This is a genomic window from Cryobacterium psychrophilum (genome assembly GCF_004365915.1).
In the GTDB taxonomy this organism is placed as follows: Bacteria; Actinomycetota; Actinomycetes; order Actinomycetales; family Microbacteriaceae; genus Cryobacterium; species Cryobacterium psychrophilum.
Genome location: NZ_SODI01000001.1, coordinates 2,245,918 through 2,262,829, shown reverse-complemented (window position 1 = coordinate 2,262,829; position 16,912 = coordinate 2,245,918). Strand labels below are relative to the sequence as shown.

Annotated in this window: 16 protein-coding genes and 1 tRNA gene; 9 read left to right on the top strand and 8 right to left on the bottom strand. The window is 65.3% G+C overall.

Annotation, left to right across the window (positions count from 1 at the left end; translation table 11 throughout):
* Positions 1-119 precede the first annotated feature (119 nt).
* From EDD25_RS17555 to EDD25_RS10645, 4 genes are all read left to right on the top strand, one after another.
* Positions 120-296, top strand: coding sequence for a hypothetical protein (locus EDD25_RS17555; RefSeq protein ID WP_166671274.1), 177 nt, complete (start codon positions 120-122; stop codon positions 294-296).
* Positions 293-955, top strand: coding sequence for a YqaJ viral recombinase family protein (locus tag EDD25_RS10655; protein ID WP_134173252.1), 663 nt, complete (start codon positions 293-295; stop codon positions 953-955). Before EDD25_RS17555 ends, EDD25_RS10655 begins: the two co-directional genes overlap by 4 nt.
* Positions 956-991: 36 nt before the next feature.
* Positions 992-1,966 carry an NADP-dependent oxidoreductase gene (locus tag EDD25_RS10650; protein ID WP_241986370.1) on the top strand — a complete coding sequence of 325 codons (975 nt, stop codon included), beginning with the start codon at positions 992-994 and terminating at the stop codon, positions 1,964-1,966.
* 159 nt (positions 1,967-2,125) lie between these two features.
* On the top strand, positions 2,126-3,580 hold the full coding sequence (locus EDD25_RS10645; protein ID WP_134173251.1) for a cryptochrome/photolyase family protein: 1,455 nt from the start codon (positions 2,126-2,128) through the stop codon (positions 3,578-3,580).
* Here EDD25_RS10645 and EDD25_RS10640 read toward each other — a convergent pair.
* Positions 3,577-4,104 (bottom strand): GNAT family N-acetyltransferase, encoded by a 528-nt coding sequence (locus EDD25_RS10640; RefSeq protein WP_134173250.1) that lies wholly within the window; start codon positions 4,102-4,104, stop codon positions 3,577-3,579. The two genes, EDD25_RS10645 and EDD25_RS10640, sit on opposite strands and share 4 nt — an antisense overlap.
* A 101-nt stretch (positions 4,105-4,205) precedes the next feature.
* A complete protein-coding gene (gene aceB, locus EDD25_RS10635; RefSeq protein ID WP_134173249.1) occupies positions 4,206-5,870 on the bottom strand; it encodes a malate synthase A in 1,665 nt (554 codons plus the stop codon).
* Between the two features lie 170 nt (positions 5,871-6,040).
* On the opposite strand from aceB, the gene EDD25_RS10630 reads away from it, so the two are divergent.
* From EDD25_RS10630 to EDD25_RS10620, 3 genes are all read left to right on the top strand, one after another.
* Positions 6,041-7,534: a helix-turn-helix domain-containing protein gene (locus EDD25_RS10630; protein ID WP_134173248.1), complete on the top strand. Its 1,494-nt coding sequence runs from the start codon at positions 6,041-6,043 to the stop codon at positions 7,532-7,534.
* A gap of 224 nt (positions 7,535-7,758) precedes the next feature.
* Positions 7,759-8,580 (top strand): ABC transporter permease subunit, encoded by an 822-nt coding sequence (locus EDD25_RS10625; protein WP_134173247.1) that lies wholly within the window; start codon positions 7,759-7,761, stop codon positions 8,578-8,580.
* Positions 8,581-8,588: 8 nt separating this feature from the next.
* Positions 8,589-10,262, top strand: a complete 1,674-nt coding sequence (locus tag EDD25_RS10620; RefSeq protein ID WP_166671273.1) for an ATP-binding cassette domain-containing protein — start codon at positions 8,589-8,591, stop codon at positions 10,260-10,262.
* Here EDD25_RS10620 and EDD25_RS10615 read toward each other — a convergent pair.
* Positions 10,252-10,974, bottom strand: a complete 723-nt coding sequence (locus tag EDD25_RS10615; protein WP_166671272.1) for a GntR family transcriptional regulator — start codon at positions 10,972-10,974, stop codon at positions 10,252-10,254. The two genes, EDD25_RS10620 and EDD25_RS10615, sit on opposite strands and share 11 nt — an antisense overlap.
* Positions 10,975-11,233: 259 nt before the next feature.
* Here EDD25_RS10615 and EDD25_RS10610 point away from each other — a divergent pair, with 259 nt between their 5' ends.
* On the top strand, positions 11,234-12,667 hold the full coding sequence (locus EDD25_RS10610) for a gamma-aminobutyraldehyde dehydrogenase (protein ID WP_134173244.1): 1,434 nt from the start codon (positions 11,234-11,236) through the stop codon (positions 12,665-12,667).
* Between the two features lie 80 nt (positions 12,668-12,747).
* Here the strand turns inward: EDD25_RS10610 and rplA are convergent, their stop codons facing one another.
* The 5 genes from rplA to EDD25_RS10585 form a co-directional block, all read right to left on the bottom strand.
* Complete coding sequence (gene rplA, locus EDD25_RS10605) at positions 12,748-13,437, bottom strand: 50S ribosomal protein L1 (RefSeq protein ID WP_134173243.1); 690 nt, start codon at positions 13,435-13,437, stop codon at positions 12,748-12,750.
* Positions 13,438-13,540: 103 nt separating this feature from the next.
* Entirely contained in the window at positions 13,541-13,972 is a 432-nt protein-coding gene (gene rplK, locus EDD25_RS10600; RefSeq protein WP_134173242.1) for a 50S ribosomal protein L11, read from the bottom strand.
* 96 nt (positions 13,973-14,068) lie between these two features.
* A complete protein-coding gene (nusG, locus tag EDD25_RS10595; RefSeq protein ID WP_134173241.1) occupies positions 14,069-15,028 on the bottom strand; it encodes a transcription termination/antitermination protein NusG in 960 nt (319 codons plus the stop codon).
* Between the two features lie 88 nt (positions 15,029-15,116).
* Positions 15,117-15,386 (bottom strand): preprotein translocase subunit SecE, encoded by a 270-nt coding sequence (gene secE, locus EDD25_RS10590; protein WP_134173240.1) that lies wholly within the window; start codon positions 15,384-15,386, stop codon positions 15,117-15,119.
* Between the two features lie 42 nt (positions 15,387-15,428).
* Positions 15,429-15,501 (bottom strand) — tRNA-Trp (locus tag EDD25_RS10585).
* A gap of 187 nt (positions 15,502-15,688) precedes the next feature.
* Between EDD25_RS10585 and EDD25_RS10580 the strand changes: the two genes are divergently transcribed.
* A complete protein-coding gene (locus EDD25_RS10580) occupies positions 15,689-16,891 on the top strand; it encodes a pyridoxal phosphate-dependent aminotransferase (RefSeq protein ID WP_134173239.1) in 1,203 nt (400 codons plus the stop codon).
* Positions 16,892-16,912 lie beyond the last annotated feature (21 nt).

Genomic DNA, 16,912 nt, shown 5'->3' with positions numbered 1-16,912 from the left:
GTCCCAAGTATCCAGAGTTTCCTATGAACCAGCCATGTGACACCCTGCAGCCGACTGAGAAACGGGCACGGTCCCCATTCATATATGGTTCATAGCTTCGCCCCGGCGCAGGGATAGGTGTGGTTTCCAATTTCTTGTTCGGCGGCCTCAACGAGAGCACGCGCAACGAGATCATGGACCTGCTCGAGGGCCTCTGGTGCGATCGCGAGCTCACTCTCATCGTGGTGACCCACGACGCAGCCGCGGCGGGGGTTCGTGATCGCCCCACTGGCCGGAGTGACATAGTTGAACAGTGACCGATTCCCTGCTCTCCCTCTTTGAGCTGGCACCGCCCGTCACCATCGCTTCAGAGCCGCTGCCGCACACCCGCCGCATCGTCGCCAATTCCGAAGATCGCGTGGCGTGGTTGCGAGCACGTGCCCGTGGCATCACGGCAACGGATGTCGCCAAGCTCGCCACCCCCAAGTCCGTACAGAACGCGGCGTTCGACAAGCTCAACGGCAGCAGCTTCACCGGAAACACGTTCACCGACCACGGTCGGGCGCGCGAACCGGAGATCGCCGCGTGGGTGCTCGAAAACTACGGCATCGAGCCCAGCAACAATCTCTTTCACGCGGCCGACCAGCCCCGACACCTGGCGACACCCGATGGTGTGGGCCCGGGCGAGAACGGCGTGCTCGAACTCGCCGAGATCAAGACCACCAGCAAGCCGTGGCGCAGCATTCCGCGCTCGTACCTGCGGCAGGTGTGGTGGCAGCAGTACGTGCTGGGCGCCGACCGCACCCTGCTCGTGTGGGAGCAGCACCTCGACTTCGTGCCGGTGAACCCCGTGCCCGAGTGTCGCTGGATCGAGCGCGATGAGGACCAGATCGCCATTCTCATTGGTTTCGCGAACGACCTGATCGGGCTGCTCGAGCAGGAGTACGTGGATCGACAGGCCCGCACCGCGCGTTAGCCCGTTCTGTGACGCGGTACGCGGCAGACTGGTGTCATGACCGACCTTCCGAAGACCATGCGCGCCCTCGTCATTGACCGACCCGGCACCCCCGAGGAACTGCACCTCGTTGACCTGCCGCTGCCCGTTCCGGTTCTCGACGAGCTGCTCGTGCGGGTGATCGCCGCCGGCGTGAACCCCATCGACGCCAAGACCCGTTCGGGCAAGGGCGTCTCGGCCGCGATCACCGGCTACCCGGTGGTGCTCGGCAACGATTTCAGTGGCGTGGTCGTGCGCTCGCCCTACGAGGGCTTCTCCCTGCAGCCCGGCGACGAGGTGTACGGCATGGCCCGGGTACCGCGCACGGCCGGCACCTACGCCGAATACGTGGCCGTCACCGCGCTCAGCGTGGCCCGCAAACCGGCCCGACTCAGCCACGTAGAGGCCGCCGCGCTGCCCGTCGCCGCGCTCACGGCGTGGGGCATGGTCGTCGACATGGCCGAGGCCAAACCGGGGCAGCGGATGCTCGTCCACGCCGGCAGCGGAGGCGTCGGTCACCTCGCGGTACAGTTCGCCAAGTCCTTCGGGGTGCACGTCACGGCAACGGGCTCCACCGGGAGCCTCGACTTCTTGCGGGAACTCGGCGCGGACGAGGTGATCGACTACACGACCACACGGTTCGAGGAACAGGTGCACGACCTCGACGCCGTCATCGACCTCATCGGCAACGTGTACGACAACACCGGATCACGTTCCCTGAGTGTGATCCGTCAAGGCGGCATCCTGGTGAATGCGCCGACGGGAAGCTGGCCCACCATGGCAGAGGAGGCCGCGGCGGCGGGCATTCGGGCCACCGGCTACAAGGTGTCGAGCGACGCCCGCACGCTCGAGGGCATCAGCGCCCTCATGGACTCCGGGGCGGCGCGCGTGCACATCGACCGGGTCTTCGCCCTCGCAGAAGGAGCGGCCGCGCACCACCTGGTGGAGGCCGGCCACACCCGCGGCAAGATCGTGCTGCGCGTCACCGACTAACCGTCACGAACGTTTCGCGCCTCGCGGCACTCGTTGCGCCCCACGGCACGTGTTCCGCCGCGTGCCGCCACCCTCTAACGAGTGCCGCGAGGGTCAGACCCGTCAGCCCTCCCCACGTTCGTGGTGCAAGACTGGCATGACACAACGGAGGCCACACATATGTCCGAGCGCCACACTGCTGTCCCCGGCGAACCGGGCACAGCAACGCAGATCCCCGGAACTCCGGCCCCGTCGATCGTGTGGTTTCGCGACGACCTGCGCCTCGCTGACCACCCCGCGCTGCACCATGCGATCACGCGCGGTGCGCCCGTCGTGGCCGTGTTCGTGCTCGACGAGGAATCCCCCGGAATCCGGCCGCTCGGCGGAGCCTCCCTCTGGTGGCTGCACAACAGCCTGAGATCACTCACCGCTTCCCTCGGTGACCTCGGCGTGCCACTCGTACTGCGACGCGGCCCCGCCGAATCGATCATCACCGAAATCGCCGCGAGCACGAGGGCCGGCGCCGTCTACTGGAATCGGCGCTACGGCCAGGCGGAACGCGACGTGGACACGCGCATCAAAGCGACCCTGCCGGGCAGCGACTGTGACGCCCAGAGTTTCGCCGGTTCGCTCCTCTTCGAACCCTGGACGATCACCACCGGCCAAGGCAACCCGTATTCGGTCTTCACCCCGTTCTGGCGCGCCTGCAACGCGGCGCCGCTGCCGCGCAATCCGTACCCCGCGCCCACCGCGATCGTCCCCTGGCCCGGCCAGGTCGCTACCGATGACCTCGACGATTGGGGCCTCGAACCCCACTCGCCCGACTGGGCCGACGGCCTGCGCGCCGCCTGGCAGCCCGGCGAGGCACCCGCCCACAAGCGCCTCCACGATTTTCTCAGCGACAGCCTCGGCAGCTACGCCGAACAACGCGACCTGCCCGCAGAGAACGTCACCTCTCGCCTGTCACCGCACCTGCGCTGGGGCGAAATCAGCCCGTACCAGGTGTGGCACGCCACCCGGGAAGCCACCGCCGGCTCGCCCGGCAAGGGCCCCGTGCGCTTTCTCACCGAGCTCGGCTGGCGGGAGTTCAGCTACCACGTGCTGTTTCACGCGCCCCATCTCGCCACCGAGAATTGGCGACCCGGCTTTGATGCGTTCCCGTGGCATCCGCTTGATGAGACGGCGCTCGAGGCCTGGCAGCGGGGGCGCACCGGCTTTCCCCTGGTCGACGCCGGCATGCGCGAGCTCTGGCGCACCGGCACGATGCACAACCGGGTGCGCATGGTCACGGCATCGTTCCTCACCAAGAACCTGCTCATCGATTGGCGCGAGGGCGAGCGTTGGTTCTGGGACACCCTCGTCGACGCCGACCCGGCGAGCAACCCGGCCAGCTGGCAGTGGGTCGCCGGGTCGGGGGCCGACGCCGCACCCTACTTTCGCGTCTTCAACCCGCAACTGCAGTTCGCCAAATTCGACCCGAACGAGACCTACGTTCGCGCCAATATCGACGAGTGGGGAACGGATGCCTACCCCGCGCCCATCGTGGACCTCGCCGACAGCCGCCGCGCGGCCCTCGCGGCCTACGAGCAGGTCAAGGGCGCCAAAACCCCGCCCGACTCGTCGGGCACCGTCTAGAGGGCGCGCTCGAGCACGAAGTCGTTTTCGAGCACCCCGCCGAGCGGGAACGTTTTGCGACCCACCTCGGCGAACCCCTGCTTCTCATAGAAGCGGATGGCGCGCGCGTTGAGTTCGTTGACGCCGAGCCAGGCACCGACGGCACCGCGCTCCCCCGCGGCGTGCAGGGTGGCCGCCATGAGCGAGGACGCGAGACCCCCGCCGTGGCTGCCGGCTCGCACGTAGCACTTGCTCACCTCGACGGTCGGGCGAATCCGAATCACCGCCTGAACGTCAGAGTCGCCGGGGTCCCCGAAGACCAGGACGGTGTAACCGAGAAGCCGACCCTCGAACTCCGCAACGAACACGAGTCGATTGGGGTCTTCGAGGTACGTGCGAAAGTTGCTCTCCGACAGCACGTCTCTCAAGAACTCAGCCACTGCAGCCGCCGTGGTGTTCGGCGGGCAGGCCAGCTCAAAAGTTGCGGCGGCCAGCTCGGCCAACGCCGGGGCATCCGCGATGGTCGCGACTCGAATTGTGCTCACGTATCCACCCTAGGCCGCGCACCCACCACGGTTGCGACATGCACAAAAGCGGGCAAAGGCCGGTGGAGATCCACCGGCCTTTGCCCGCTGTGCAGCGGAGCCTAGAAGAAGCGTGCGTAGGCGCCCACCGTGAGGAAACTTGGGAACTCGGGCTCAAGAGCAGCGCTCCGCAGAACCGTGAGGGCGTCGTTGAACCGGTCGCCCGCGGTGCGCTCGAGGCCGGCGACGGTCTCGGCCAGCAGCTGGTCTACCCAGGCGGAGTCGATGCGACGGCCCTCGGCGGTGACCGAGTTCTCGTGGATCCACTGCCAGAGCTGCGAACGGGAGATCTCGGCGGTGGCGGCGTCTTCCATCAGGTTGTCAATGGCCGCCGCTCCCACGCCGCGCAGCCAGGACTCGATGTAGCGCAGCGAGACCAGCAGGTTGCTGCGCACGCCCTCTTCGGTGATGGTGCCACCGATCGAGCTCACGTCGAGCAGCTGGGCAGCCGTGACCGCCACCTCGGGGCGCGTGCGCTCGAGCTGGTTGGCCTTGTCGCCGAGAACGGCATCGAACTCGGCCTGGGCAAACGGGATCAGGTCGGGGTGAGCCACCCACGTGCCGTCGAAGCCGTCGGTCGCCTCGCGCTGCTTGTCGGCCGTCACCTGGGCGAACGCACGCTCGGTCACCTCCGGGTCGCGGCGGTTGGGGATGAAGGCACTCATCCCACCAATGGCATATGCGCCGCGACGGTGGCACGTCGCCACGAGCAGCTCGGTGTACGCACGCATGCAGGGCACGGTCATGGTGATCTGCTTGCGGTCGGGAAAGACGAAGCGACGGCCGCGGGCACGGAACGTCTTGATGATGCTGAAGATGTAGTCCCAGCGTCCGGCGTTGAGCCCGGCGCAGTGGTCGCGCAGCTCGAAGAGGATCTCGTCCATCTCGAAGGCGGCCTGGATCGTCTCGATCAGTACCGTCGCGCGGATCGTGCCGTGCTCGATGCCGAGGCGGTCTTCGGAGTAGCTGAAAATGTCGTTCCACAGGCGAGCTTCCTTGTGGCTTTCGATCTTCGGCAGGTAGAAGTAGGGTCCGCTGCCCTTCTCGATGAGCTTCTGGGCGTTGTGGAAGAAGTAGAGGCCGAAGTCGATCAGGCTTCCGGATGCCTTCATGCGGCGGTTCGCCCGGTCCACGAAGGTCACGTGCTTCTCCACCAGGTGCCAGCCCCGGGGGCGCATCACGATCGTAGGCGTCTGCTCGCCCACGGTGTATTCCTTACCCTCGGGGCTCGTGTAGCTGAGCTGGTCGCGCACGGCGTCCATGAGGGTGATCTGGCCCTCGACGACATTCGCCCAGGTGGGGCTCGTGGCGTCCTCCTGGTCGGCAAGCCACACCTTGGCACCGGAGTTCAGCGCGTTGATGGCCATCTTGCGGTCGGTCGGTCCGGTGATTTCCACGCGACGGTCTTCGAGTCCGGGGCCGGCGCCGGCGACGGTCCACTCGGTGTCGAGACGAATGTGCGCGGTCTCCGGAAGAAATTTGGGGTCTCGCCCGTTCGCGGCGTCCACGCGCGTCTGCAGGCGGCTCGCGAGCAGGTCATGGCGGGTGCCGGCGAAGCGTTCATGCAGTTCGGCCAGAAACTTCAGCGCGTCCGGGGTGAGCACCTCGTCGTAGCGGTCTCCCAGGGGGCCGGTCACTTCGAGGTGAGCGGGGACGGTGGCGAAGCTGCCAGTGGTGATCCCGGACGTCTTCGGGCGGTCGATCGTCGCCGGGTGAGTGGTTGTCATGGTCTTTCTCCTTCGTGTGTGTGGGTGCCACCCTGGGCGATCCGGTTATTCGATGGCGAGTGCTTGGTACGACATAACTCTCTCTCGGAAGCAAGCACCCCAACCAGAATGATTCGGGAGAATATTCGGTGTTCTTCTGTTCTACGCAATTTTTCGTGCCACACTGAGCCATGGTCATTTCCGGTCCCGTCACCCTTCCCCCGCTCATCGAGGAGGAATCCGAGTTCGACGCCCTCATTTTGGGACGCCGCATCCGTGAACTGCGCGCTGAGCGAAGAATGACCCTCGACGCGTTGGCCGCGGCGATCGACCGGGCGCCCTCCCAGGTGTCAATGATCGAGAACGGCAAACGCGAGCCGCGCCTCTCCATGCTGCGCACGATCGCCACCGCCCTCGGCACGACCGTTGATGACCTCATGAAAACGGATGCGCCGTCCGAGCGCGCCGCACTCGAAATTTCGGTCGAGCGCGCCCAGCGGGGGCCCGTGTTCGAAGCCCTCGGGCTGCCCCGCATCCGGGTGTCAAAGGGTCAGAGCGATGAAACCCTGCAAACGATCCTCAGCCTGCACAATGAGATCGGCCGCCTGCACCGGGAACGCGCGGCGACGCCCGAGCAGGCTAGGCGAGCCAACGCGGAGCTGCGGGCGATCATGCGCCAGCAAGACAATTACTTTCCGGAGCTCGAGGCCCTCGCCCTCGAATTGCTCGGCGCGGTTGGCCATTCCGGCGGACCAGTCTCGCAGCAGCTGGTCGCCGACATGGCCACGCACCTCGGTTACTCCCTGCATTACGTGCACGATCTCCCGCATTCAACCCGGTCGGTGACCGACAAGCTCAACGGGCGCATCTATCTGCCCACCGAACGATCCGCATCCGGCGACTCCCGCCCGCCCATCCTGCAGGCCTTTGCGAGTCACCTGTGCGGCCATGAGGAACCAGAAAATTATGCGGATTTTCTGCGCCAGCGCGTCGAAACGAATTACCTGACCGCGGCCATCCTGCTGCCGGAACGCGACGCGGTGCGCATGCTGACCGAGGCCAAGTCGCTGCGCCGCATCTCCATGGAAGACCTGCGCGATGCCTTCTCGGTGTCGTATGAAACCGCCGCGCACCGATTCACGAACCTCGCCACGGCACGCCTCGACATCCCCGTGCACTTCATGAAGGTGCACGAGTCCGGCACGATCATCAAGGCCTATGAGAACGACTCCGTACGCTTCCCGAGCGACGCCCTCGGCGCGGTGGAGGGCGCGACGGTGTGCCGCACATGGACGGCGCGAACCGTGTTCGACGTGGCAGACCGCTTCAGTGCGTTCTACCAGTACACCGACATGCCTGCCGGAACCTTCTGGTGCACCTCGCGCATCGAGAAGGCGAAGGAGGGTGAGTATTCGGTGAGCGTTGGGGTGCCGTTCAGCGAGGTGAAGTGGTTCAGGGGCCGCGAGACCCCCAACCGTTCCGTATCGAAGTGCCCCGATGAGTCCTGCTGCCGGATGCCTCCCCGCAACCTCGCCGACCGGTGGGCGGCGAATTCCTGGCCGGCCGCACGCACGCCGACAAGCCTTCTGGCAGCGCTGCCCTCCGGAACGTTCCCCGGCGTCGACCAGACCGAGGTCTACCAGTTTCTCGAGACCCACTCCCCGAAGGAACATGCGACCGCCTGACGGCCGCGCCTCAGCGCTCGCATGTGACCGGTTCCAGCGAACAGATCCACCATGGTGCGAGCGTACAGTTGACGTGCGGGCCTAACCGGCACCGGCGTTCTTCTTGCACCGTGCACGGTAGTCAAGGCACTCTTAGGTACACGTAGGGTGAAACCTGGGGTCTCTTGCATGCAACCACTGGTTCCGGTTCAAGCCTTTCACTCAAACAAGGGGATGCGACGACCATGACAGCCGCCGAGACGCAACAGGGTCGCCAGATTTACAGCGCTGGCCCCCTCCCCCGTCGAGTGTGGCTTCCCGCCCTCAGCGTGATGGTGATCGGCACGATCGTGGTCGTGGCACGCGAGGCGGCTCCGCTCGGTGCCGGCGGGGATTGGCTTGTGCCAAGGATGCCTGTCGTCATGGCCATTGCACTCGTGTCGACGGCCTTTGCGGCCCTGCTCGGGATAACGGCCGGTGCACTCGCTGCGCACCACGGCCGAAAGGTGGACAGAGCTCTGTCGGTTGTCCTTCTCGCCGGGCACATCGTCCCCGCAGTGTGGGTTGCCATGGCTGTCTCTCCCCGGCTCGTAGGGCTTGCCTCCCCCCTTCCCTCCGTCGAGTACGTTGCCATCGGCGAGTCCCTCCCCGGCTGGTTGGCGTCGATCAGCGTGCCACTCATCGCACTGGCCCTGGGGTCAGCGGCCGCTATCGCCAGGCAGATCGCCGCCACCTCGCGCGATCTGCTTCAGTCTGACCTCGTGCGCACTCTGCGCAGCCGGGGTTTGCCGCGCGCGTATATTCTCCGCGTGCACGTCTTGCGCCGCTGCGTTCTGGCCCCTGCCCAACTGCTCGGCCTGCACTTCCTGGGGCTGGTCGGCGCCACGCTCGTGATGGATGCCGTCGTTGTGCAACGGGGCGGATCGTTCGCTTCGACCACTCTCAGCTCCTCCTCCGTCGTGATCACCCTCGCCGTGTTTGTCGCAGCCGCCATTGCCGTTGTGGCGGTCGGCCCGCTGCGGGGCGCTTGGATGGCAATCGTGCGCGCGCGGGAGCGTGCCGCATGAGAGGCGCGATGCCGTCATCTCGGGGCACTCTGCGTCATGCTGCGGCGCATCCGGTTGCCACCGTGGCACTGGTTGTGCTGGCGACCATGGTCATCGTGGCCGCGGCTGGGCCACTGCTCGCCGCAGGGCGGGCGCCTGACGACCAATTCCTACGATTGGCCCAGGGCACCCGCGAGGCCGTCGTCGGCGGTGTCACCGCCACCCTCGTTACCCTCTTCATTGGCACCGTGTGCGGCCTGCTTGCCGGGACGCACTCGGGACGGTTCGATGCCATCGCCGGCTGGATGGCGTATCTGACAGCCTCCGTGCCTGCCTTTATTTTTCTCGTGGTCGTGGTCGTGGTGTCGGACTCGAGCGATGGCCTCAACGGCGCAATGCTCATGGTCGGAGTGCTCGCGACGATCCCGTTATTCCTGCTTGTCCGCAGCGCGGTACGCGCCGTGCGAGCCTCTTCGCCGGGTGAACAAACGCGTGGCCGATGGGGCCTGACCACCGTGGGGCTCCTCGTGCGGTCTGTGCTTCCGGCGCTTCGCTCTCGGCTCATCGGACTGTCGTTACTTGTTCTGGCCGTCATGGTGACGTTCCGCACCTATCTCGGTTTTCTGGGGCCGGTCGATCCGGTCAGCCCCACGTGGGGCGCGATGCTGCGCAACTCCCTGCAGCACTCATCCACCGGAACCATGTCCGACTGGTCGCCCCTCGCGCTCCTGCTCCTGACGGCGGGGGCCGCCGCCGGGCTGGGATTTTCCATGCTTCCGACACCGACTAACGATCCGGCGCTGACGCTCCCTGCAGGATCCTCCGAGGACTGCCGCGTGCCGGCTCCGTCCGGTCCGGGGACATCCGAAGAACCTCTTCCGTCGACATGGTTTCGGTCATCTGCTCTTCTCGACGTTCGGGGACTTCGCATCGCGGTGGCGCCTGACACTCCTGAAATCGTGTCGGGGGTGTCCCTGACCATCGCCGCGGGACAGATCGTGGGACTCCTCGGGGGATCCGACTCCGGCGCCCTTGAGATCGCCCTCGCCGCGAGCGGCCTCCTGGCCCCGGCGACGCGCATTACCGGCGGGTCGATCCTGTTCAATGGTGTCGAGCTCGTTGGCCTGTCCGAGCGCGACGCAACGCGGCTGCGGGGCACGAACATCTCCTACATTCCACGCGCGCCCGCCGAAAGCCTCGACGGGGCATTCAGCATTGGTGACCACCTGCAGGCCCCGCTCCGAAAGACGCTTGGCCTCTCCCGAGCCGCATCCAAGCGACGGTCGTTGGAACTGCTTGACAAGGTGGGCTTCACCGATCCGAGAGCCACCTTCAGGCTCTTCCCGGATGACCTCACCCCGCTCATGGCACAACGGGTGTTGATCGCCGGCGCCATTTCGTGCGATCCGGCACTCCTGGTCGCCGACAACCCCACACTGGCACTGGACCCGGTCGACGTCATCGCGGTCATCGACCTCCTGCACAAGCTTCAGGATGAACTCGCGTTCACCCTGATGATCGTGACCGAGAGCGTCACGGTGCTCGCGGCAAGCTGCCGGCACGTGGCCGTCGTGCAGGCGGGAACGATCGTGGAGCATGCATCCGTGCCGGATCTGCTCGCGTCACCGCAGCACGACTACACTCGACGCCTGGTAGCCACAGCCGGGAGTGCCGGCCCTGCCTGGTTCCCGGTCACGTCGTGAATCGCGCCGCTTCGGCCAACTCGGGTTCGGGCCTGGTCGCGACGGCCTGGCTCGACTCGGTGTCGTTCGTCACCATGTTGCGCGCGGCCAAAATGTGCGCGCGCATGGCAACTTCGGCCCACACGCAGTCCCCTGACTCTAGCGCCGTCAGGATATCGCGGTGATGGTGGTTGCTCCGCGCCCGGTACTGGGCACCAGCGGCGCGAAACGTGCTCGCCATCAGGGGCACGCGAACCACCGATTGGGTGAGGGCCAGCAGCTGTGCGCTGTCGGCGGCGACGACGATCGTGTGATGGAACTGGGCGTTGAGGCGGGCCAGCGTCGCTATGCCCACGTCGTCAGTCGAGAGTACGAACTGTTCCATCCGCTCAATGAGCAGGGACAGGAGCTTCAGGTCGACCGGCTCGATGCGTGCGGCAGCGAGGCCCGCGGCGCGGCTCTCCAGCGAGGCCCGCACGAAGTACGTCTCCCGTATCTGCTCGCGCGACCAGGCAAGCACGGTGGCCCCCCGGTTGGGCACGAACTCCACCAGTCCCGCCGTGTCGAGCCGCCGAAGCGCCTCCCGCACGGGAGTGCGGCTCACGCCGAGTTCTTGGGCCAGCGCCTGTTCGCGCAGCGTCGCGTGTGCGGCAAGTTCGCCAGAGAGAATCCGCGCCCGCAGGATCTCGTATGCGACCTGACCACCGGTTTGTACCAATTCACCCTCGTTCATCTTTCGCCACCCCGTGCCCCCTTGCGTGCTGGCACCCCAATTGCCCATACGTACTGCACACGAATTCCACTCTGCCACATTCGAAAAATACTGCATGAGGGGTAGACATTTCCTAGTCTATCTGTACGGTCCTCGTCCCAGCCCCTGCCGTTCGACGCGCCGTGGGGTATCGTCGCCGTAGGGCTTCGTGCCCAGAGGCGACAGGGCTGTCACCGAACCGAGCCCACCGGCGTCGCCTCTCTTCTATGAAAGGACCGCCATGGCCACTCGTGAACTCCACAACTTCGTAAACGGCGACTACGCGGAGTCGACCGCGACCGATCAACTCGACATCATCAACCCGGCCACCGAAGACATCTACGCGACGACACCAGTTTCCACCGAAGCGGATGTCGCGACGGCGTATCGTGCGGCGGCCACCGCCTTTGAGACCTGGGGAGACACCACCCCAGGGGAACGCCAGCACGCGCTGCTTAAGTTCGCCAATGCCCTTGAGGGACGTTCCGAGGAACTGGCCGACGTGGAGAGCGAAAACACCGGCAAACCGCGCCCCGGCCTCGTAGGCGAAGAGGTCGACATGATGATCGATCAGTTGCGCTTCTTTGCCGGCGCCGCCAGGCTGCTTGAAGGCAAATCGGCCGGGGAGTATATGAAGGATCACACCTCGTTCGTGCGCCGCGAGCCGATTGGTGTCGTCGGCCAGGTGACCCCGTGGAATTACCCGATGATGATGGCGATGTGGAAGATCGCCCCCGCCCTCGCCGCCGGCAACACCATCGTGCTCAAGCCCTCGGACACCACACCGGTCTCGACGCTCCTCCTCGCCGAGATCGCCTCCGAGTTTCTGCCGGCGGGCACGTTCAACGTCGTCACGGGCAACCGCGATACCGGGCGCTCGCTCGTGACAAACCGCACCCCCCAGCTGGTGTCCATCACCGGCTCGGTGCGGGCCGGGATGGAAGTGGCCGGTGCAGCCGCCCTCGACCTCAAGCGCGTACACCTTGAGCTCGGAGGCAAGGCTCCTGCCATCGTGTTCAACGACGCGGACATTGCCAGCGCCGTGGAAGGCATCGTGGGCGCCGCCTTCTACAACGGCGGTCAGGACTGCACCGCTGCCACCCGCGTTCTCGTCCAAGAGGGCATCCATGACGAGTTCATGGCCGCTCTCGCCGCCCACGCGAAAGACAACGCACGCACGGGCGCACCGCGGGACGAGGGCATTCTCTACGGGGCCCTCTCCAGCGCTGACCAGCTCGGCCGGGTACAGGGCGTGATCGATCGCCTCCCCGACCACGCCACACTTGAGCTCGGCGGCCGGCGTCAGGGCACGCGCGGCTACTTTCACGAAGCCACGATTGTATCCAACCTGCTCCAGACCGACGAGGCCGTGCAGAACGAGATCTTCGGCCCGGTGATCACCGCGCAGAAGTTCACCGACGAGGCGCAGGCTCTCACCTGGGCGAACGATGTGCAGTACGGCCTCGCGTCATCCGTGTGGACCTCCAACCACGGCACGGCCATGCGCATGTCCAAGAACCTCGACTTCGGTTGCGTGTGGATCAATACCCACATCCCGCTCGTCGCCGAGATGCCGCACGGCGGCTTCAAACACTCCGGCTACGGCAAAGACCTGTCGATGTATGGCCTCGAGGACTACACCCGCATCAAGCACGTCATGAGCTACATCGGCTAGCGCCGCCGCACACAACAAAGCAGGGCCCGTCCGAAGACGGGCCCTGCTTTGTTGTGCAGCGAGCTACGGCGTGAGGGAGCTTAGAACGCGTTCACATCGAGCTGGATGGCGGGGCCGAAAGTGGTCGAAACGACGCCCTTCGTGATGTAGCGGCCTTTGGCAGAGCTGGGCTTGAGACGAACGACCTCTTCGAGGGCGGCTTCGATGTTCTCGTTGAGCTCCTCAACAGAGAAGCTCGCCTTGCCGACAACGAAGTGTACGTTGGCGTGCTTATCAACGCGGAAGGCGATCTTTCCACCCTTAATATCGGAAACAGCCTTCGCGACGTCGGGCGTCACGGTGCCGGTCTTCGGGTTCGGCATGAGGCCACGCGGGCCGAGTACCTTTCCGAGGCGTCCGACCTTACCCATGAGCTCCGGGGTGGATACAGCGGAGTCGAACGAGGTGTAACCGGCCGCTACCTTCTCGATGAGCTCGTCGCCACCAACCTCGTCGGCGCCGGCAGCGATAGCCGCCTCGGCCGCGGGGCCCGTTGCGAAGACGATGACGCGAGCGGTGCGTCCGGTGCCGTGAGGAAGAATCACGGTACCGCGAACCATCTGGTCGGCCTTGCGGGGGTCTACTCCGAGGCGGAGGGCGACCTCAACGGTGGAGTTGAACTTGGACGAGCCGGTCTCCTTGGCGAGAGCGACGGCTGCGGCCGGCGTGTAAAACGTGTCTGCGCCGATTTTCTCGGCAGAGGCGCGGTATGCCTTTGACTTAGTTGCCATGTGAAATCTCCTGTGTGTACTGAGGATGTGGTTTTCGTGAGCCTGGCTGGCTCTTCCACGACGTGCTACTTACTGAAGGCGCAAGTGCGCCAGGGGATGAGGCTTAGGCCTCGACCGTGACGCCCATGGAGCGAGCCGTGCCGGCAATGATCTTCGCGGCGGCTTCCATGTCATTGGCGTTGAGGTCAGCCATCTTCGTCTCGGCGATTTCGCGGATCTGTGCCTGCGTGAGCTTGGCGACCTTGACGGTGTGCGGGGTTCCGCTGCCCTTGGCAACTCCGGCCGCCTTCTTGATGAGCTCCGCTGCGGGCGGGGTCTTCAAAATGAACGTGAATGAACGGTCGTCGTACACGGTGATCTCAACCGGGATGACGTTTCCGCGCTGGGCTTCTGTTGCAGCGTTGTAGGCCTTGCAGAATTCCATGATGTTGACGCCGTGCTGACCCAGTGCCGGCCCGATGGGCGGTGCGGGGTTAGCGGCGCCGGCCTTGATCTGAAGTTTGATCAGACCTGTAACCTTCTTCTTCGGTGCCATTGTTCTTCCTTCTCTTTCGTTTCGAGCGGCCCCGAAGGGCTGCTCTCCCGGTGGCCCGGACGGGCCCCGGTGGTTTGGGGACTGAGCTACTGGAGCCTAGAGCTTGGTGACCTGATCGAAGCTGAGCTCGACCGGGGTCTCGCGCTCGAAGAGGGACACGAGCACAATGAGCTTGCCGCTCTCTGGCTTGATCTCGCTGATGGAACCGGGCAGGCCCGCGAACGAACCTTCCTTGATGGTGATCGTCTCGCCGATTTCGTAGTCGACCTCGGCAGCGACGACGCGCTGCGGGGACTTGCCGCTGTGCGCCTTGCCCTTTGCAGCAGGTGCTTCCTGAATCTCGACGAGACCCTTGAGCATGCCGAAAGCCTCCTCGAAACGCAGGGGGGTGGGGTTGTGGGCGTTACCCACGAAGCCCGTGACACCGGGCGTGTGGCGAACAACCGACCAGCTGTCCTCGTCGAGGTCCATGCGCACGAGCACGTAGCCCGGGATGCGGACTCGAGTGACCATCTTGCGCTGGCCATTCTTAATCTCGACGACATCTTCCATCGGAACCTCGACCTGGTAGATGAAATCTTCCATGGCCATGGACTGCTTGCGGTTCTCGATGTTCGACTTCACGCGACGCTCGAAGCCGGCGTAGGAGTGGATGACGTACCACTTGCCGGGCAGGAAGCGCAGCTCCTTGCGGAACGCATCGTACGGGTCGACCTCTGCGGGGGCTTCCTCGGAAGCCTCCTCGGTGACAATCTCTCCTTCGCCCTCGACGGCCGCAACCGAGGCATCCGCTTCACCAACAGAATCGATGTCGAGCGCGTCGTCGACGATTACGTCGGCTTCGGGATCGGACGAATCGGCAAGCGCGTCGAGGGCTGCATCGAGGTTGACCTCGACGTCGTCGTTCTCGTCGATGACGTGCAGGGCAGCGTGCTCGGCGGCCTCTACCGAATTCTCTTCGGCGGCGAGGGTGTTGCCCTCTTGTGCCTCATCGTCGTCGCCGGACTGCTCGGCGGCAGTGGCCCAGTCGACATCGTCATGCTTCGTCTCAGTCACTAAATCTCAATCCTTCTCTATTTCGCTTGCTTCGTCAGGAAACCCGCCGCTACGGCGTTGCCATGATGGGGTGCGGCAGCTCGAACGGTTACGGCGTGCCGAACATGTAGGTGACCACGAAGGCGAACACCCAGTCGAACGCGGAAACGATAACCATCATGATCACGACGAAAACGAGTACGACACCGGTGTAGCTGAGCAGCTCCTTACGGGTCGGCGTGACGACCTTGCGGAGTTCGGCGATGACCTGTCGGAAGAACAGGGACAACCGAGCGAAGGGACCGCGTTTGGATTCGCGGGCCATTCTTGCGTTCGCGACAACTTCCTCACCGGGTTCGTCGACAACTTTTCGGGCCACCTGTTACACCTTTCATGGGCCGATGGATTTACCACCGACTTGCAGGGCGGACAGGACTCGAACCTGCAACCTGCGGTTTTGGAGACCGCTGCTCTACCAATTGAGCCACCACCCTATGGAGTAAATTTCGCATGCCCCACCACACCAAAAAGGCGCAAAAAAGCATGGCAGAATTCAACTACCTCCACCAAGTCTAGGTGACTCGGGGCCGAGTGTAAAGTCGGGAGCCGTCGACGACGGGTTCGCCGCCAATTCGGGGCACCGCTCTGGCGTGCCTGCGCGGTGCCCCGTATGCTCGAAGCGTGAAACACGAACTCCAGCGGATTTCCACCCGGATCGGCTCCATTGCGGAGTCGGCGACCCTCAAGGTTGACGGGAGGGCGAAGGCATTGCAGGCCGCCGGGCGACCGGTGATCAGCTTCGCAGCCGGGGAGCCGGACTTTGTCACCCCCGCACACATCGTGGAAGCGGCCCTCGCGGCCGTGCACGATCCCAAGAACTACCGCTACACCCCGGCGGCCGGACTGCCGGACCTGCGCGAAGCCGTTGCGGCAAAGACCCTGCGTGACAGCGGGCTCTCCGTTTCACCGAGCCAGGTGGTCGTCACCAACGGCGGCAAGCAGGCCGTGTACCAGGCCTTCGCCACACTGCTCGATCCGGGCGACGAAGTGATCGTTCCCACGCCGTACTGGACCACCTATCCCGAGGCGATCCGGCTCGCCGGCGGTGTCCCCGTCAACGTCTTCGCTGGCAGCGACCAGGGCTACCTCGTCACCGTGGAACAGCTTGAGGCCGCACGAACCCCACGCACCAAGGTGCTGCTGTTCGTCTCGCCCTCCAATCCCACCGGTGCCGTGTATTCGCCGGAGCAGACCAAGGCCATCGGTGACTGGGCCGAGGAGAACGGCCTCTGGGTCATCTCCGATGAGATCTACCAGAACCTCGTCTACGACGGTATGCGCGCGGTCTCCATTGTCGAGGCCGTTCCCGCCCTCGCCGACCGAACCATCCTCGTGAACGGCGTGGCCAAGACCTACGCCATGACCGGGTGGCGCGTGGGCTGGATGGTCGGCCCCGCCGACGCCATGAAGGCGGCCGGCAACCTGCAGTCCCACCTGTCATCCAACGTGTCGAACATCTCGCAGCGCGCCGCCATTGCGGCCCTCAACGGTCCGCAGGACGCCGCCCGTGAGATGCACAGCGCATTCGACCGGCGCCGCCAGCTCGTCGTCGCCGAACTCAACAAGATCGAGGGCATCCTGACGCCCACTCCGCAGGGCGCGTTCTATGTCTACCCCGATGTGACCGGCCTGCTCGGCCGCGAGTGGGCCGGCGTCACGCCCACCTCGTCGCTCGAGCTCGCTGACCTCATCCTCGATAAGGCGGAGGTGGCCGTCGTGCCAGGGGAGGCCTTCGGCCCGAGCGGCTTCCTGCGCCTGTCCTATGCGCTCGGCGACGCCGCCCTGCTCGAGGGCGTACAGCGCCTGCAGCGCCTCTTCGCCTAACCCCCGAGTGAACCACTGGCG